Origin of the sequence: Endozoicomonas sp. ONNA2, assembly GCF_024606365.1 — a bacterium.
GTDB lineage: Bacteria > Pseudomonadota > Gammaproteobacteria > Pseudomonadales > Endozoicomonadaceae > Endozoicomonas.
On the sequence record NZ_JAHHPO010000500.1, the window covers coordinates 1 to 2,318 of the forward strand.

Sequence of the window (2,318 nt, forward strand, 5' to 3'; positions counted from 1 at the left end):
CGAATATATTGATGTGCGTATTGAAAGAGGGAAAATCGGAGGCAGGTCTTTCTTTGCTAACGACGTATGTCGTTAATAAGGGTAAAAAAAAGATATTTCAAAATGTAAGGGACTGCTCCCTTGATTCTATTTTCCCCAACTCTACTTTCCAGAGCCCTGACCCAAAGCCCTGACCTCCCTTATAAACAACATTGTTTGCTCATAAAGAAAAACCTGTCCCCGATTTTTGCCCCCGTTTTTTCAAAACGTGCCCCGAGGTCAGGAATTGTCCCTGGATAACGTAATCATTTTATTCAGTCCGGGAAAATGCCGCCACCCGCTTGCCCGCAAAAGCACAAGTGATTCCAGCTTTTCGGAAAGCGGGCGGCGGGTAGCGTCTGTAGAAATGTCGAAGTTATTACAGGACAGCTCCTTAATGGCATATTGGCGCCCGGGAGGCTGTCCGGGAATAACGCCCGACTGGACGCCTCCGTAGCGAGGATGGCAGAAAATTGAGGACAAAAAGTCGGAAACTTTTGACCCCAACCTCTGAATTCAAGAAACCTGCATTTCTATTTATTTATATTTTCAGGGCTTGCCAGGGGATATTTTTTAGATCAACACAGTCAGAGTAACAATCCCAAAAACGCAAGGGAGTATCTGATATGAATAGCGTTTCCTCCAGTTCGGCAGTCGCCATACCCACCGGGTCCCCAATCTGTCCGATCTGCCATGGGGAGTTCTACCAGGCTGAACATTCGGAGTTTGCGGGCAGGCACATCGTTATTGCCAAACCTTGCGGGCACAAGTTCCACCTTGACTGCCTTAACCTTTGGACAAAAGATCATCTCGAGTGTCCTTATGGGCGCAGAGTGATTGAAGATATGGTGGTGGAAAACCTGACCCTGCCTCCGGGCTGGCAGGATCAGATGGTCAACGCGGCAAAGGAGGGTAATATCGAGATCATCCGGGCCCTGCTGAACCGGGGGGCGGACGTGGATGCGGGCCAGATTGCGGGTAACTCCCCCCTGGCCTGGGCCGTTGCCAATAAGCACCGCGATATTGCCCTGCTGCTGGCCGGGAAGGGAGGGTCCGATCCGGTCAGTCTGAATAGCCTGGGATATTGGTACCAGTATGGTGCTGAGGGCTTGTCGGTAGATCTGAACGAAGCACGGCGCTATTACCTGAAGGCAGTCGATCTGGGGAATACCACGTCTATGATCAACCTGGGCAGGCTGTATCGCCATGGTGGCAAGTGCTTCCCGGTGGATCCGCACCAGGAGGAGTACTGGTTGCTGAAGGCCGCCGGGCTTGGGGAGGCCATGGCCATGAACAATCTCGGCTACCTGTATCAGCACGGTGGCCAGGGCTTTCCGGTCGCCCTGCGCCGGGCAGAGTACTGGTACCAGGAGGCGGTCAAGCTGGAGTATCTTCCAGCCATGATCAACCTGGCTATCATGTACAAGCATGGTGGTGAGGGCTTGTCGGCAGATCCGGACCGGGTGAAGTTACTGTTCCTCAAGGCGGCCAATCTGGGGTCTGCTTCAGCCATGGTTCATCTCAGTTGCCTGTATCAAGACTCTGGCGAGGTAGAGCAGGCGCTGTACTGGTTGTTCAAGGCGGCTAATCTGGGGTATGCCCCAGCCATGAACAACCTGGGTAGCCATTATCTGGGTGACCCCGTCGGCTCTTCGGCAGATATGGACAAGGCGGTGCACTGGTTGTTCAAGGCGGCTAATCTGGGGCAGGCTACAGCCATGTACAATCTGGGCTGCATATTTCACGGTGGTGTCGGTGGCGTCCCCGTAGATCTGCACAAGGCGGAGTACTGGTTGCTCAAGGCGGCCGGGCAGGGGGATACTTCAGCCACGAACAACCTGGGCTACCTGTATCAATATGGAGGCAAGGACTTTCCGGTAAATCTGCCCAAAGCGGCAAGATACTACCGGAGGGCGGCTGAGCTGGGCAGTGAAATGGCCAAGAAAAACCTGAAAAACCTTTTACGTGAAAAATATTTTGCTTAAGTTCAATTTTTTAATATCTGTTTTAAACCCGGGCATCGCGTAAACGCCTGTTTTATCGAGTTCGGGACAGCTTATGAAATATCCGGGTCAGGTCAACAGGCCCAGGCTTTCCTGAATTGCGGAAAAAATGAAATAACTTTTCTGATTTACAGGACGTATCGGGTTAAAAAGGCTATTAATAATAAGGGTTTGGGCCATTGTTTCGGATGCTGCCCAAGTAGCTGGCCATATGGAATCATATATTTCTGGCTGCTTGGGCTGGTGCTATGCGAGGCACAACGGAGGGAGCATAGCCGTAGCTATGTGACCGGAGTT

1 protein-coding gene is annotated in these 2,318 nt (G+C 52.0%); it reads left to right on the top strand.

Going from position 1 to position 2,318, the window contains the following annotated elements; translation table 11 throughout:
• Positions 1-644: 644 nt before the first annotated feature.
• Positions 645-2,003 (top strand): RING finger domain-containing protein, encoded by a 1,359-nt coding sequence (locus KDK14_RS08980; RefSeq protein ID WP_257264755.1) that lies wholly within the window; start codon positions 645-647, stop codon positions 2,001-2,003.
• Positions 2,004-2,318: the final 315 nt, after the last annotated feature.

Excerpts from the sequence above, each read along its gene's own strand:
- KDK14_RS08980 (WP_257264755.1), top strand. The coding sequence starts at position 645 with ATGAATAGCGTTTCCTCCAGTTCGGCAGTCGCCATACCCACCGGGTCC.